This is a genomic window from Psychrobacter glacincola (genome assembly GCF_965118485.1).
Taxonomy (GTDB): Bacteria; Pseudomonadota; Gammaproteobacteria; order Pseudomonadales; family Moraxellaceae; genus Psychrobacter; species Psychrobacter glacincola_D.
In genome coordinates, this window is sequence record NZ_CBCPJH010000087.1 from 1 (window position 1) to 843 (window position 843).

Sequence of the window (843 nt, forward strand, 5' to 3'; positions counted from 1 at the left end):
CTAGATTTTCGCAAACAAGTACTAAAAAGCTTAGATGATGGTATGACCTTTACCGAGGCATCTGAGTTTTACAATCTCAGCCCAACCACCATACAAAACTGGAAGCGGCGTGTTCATAGCAAAACAACCAGGCAAACCAAGCCTTATAAAATACCAGATGATGTGCTACTTAATGATGTAAAAGAACATCCTGACGATTACCAGTATGAGCGAGCGCGTCGTCTAAACTGTAGTAAAACAGGCATTTATCATGCTCTAAAGCGCTTAGGCATTAGTCAAAAAAAAGACCTTGGAACATCCAAAAGCCTGTCTGATAAAAAGAGCACAGTATCAGAGCAAACTTAATAGCTTCATGCACCAAGGCTATCCCATCGTTTATATGGATGAAAGCGGCTTTGAGCACGAGACCATTCGCTCTCATGGTTATTCACCGATTGGTAAGCCTTGTATTGATCGCTACAATTGGCAAGGTAAAAAGCGAATCAACGTTATCGGTGCTCTGTATGAAAAGATGCTGTTTGCACTTGATTACTTTGAGCATAACATCAACAGCAGCATATTCTACGACTGGTGCAAGTTCACACTTATTCCAAGCCTTAAAACAAAATGCGTGATTGTGATGGATAATGCTCGGTTTCACAAAAATAAACGCATTCAAAAGCTACTGAACAGGCACGGGCATCGAATTCTATGGCTGCCACCGTACAGCCCAGACTTGAACCCTATTGAAAAGAAATGGGCTCAAGTGAAGTTTCTACGCCAAGGATGGATGGAAAACGACTTATCCAAATTGTTTTATGATATTTGCCCTAGCCATAACATTTTTATTTTGAACTGACTATA

2 protein-coding genes are annotated in these 843 nt (G+C 40.6%); both read left to right on the forward strand.

Annotated features, from left to right (window positions below):
* Positions 1-345: IS630 transposase-related protein (locus ACMHKH_RS14650; protein WP_413521353.1), on the forward strand; the 345-nt coding region annotated here is incomplete at its 5' end.
* Between the two features lie 7 nt (positions 346-352).
* On the forward strand, positions 353-838 hold the full coding sequence (locus ACMHKH_RS14655; protein WP_413521354.1) for an IS630 family transposase: 486 nt from the start codon (positions 353-355) through the stop codon (positions 836-838).
* Positions 839-843 lie beyond the last annotated feature (5 nt).

Excerpts from the sequence above, each read along its gene's own strand:
- ACMHKH_RS14655 (WP_413521354.1), top strand. The coding sequence starts at position 353 with ATGCACCAAGGCTATCCCATCGTTTATATGGATGAAAGCGGCTTTGAG.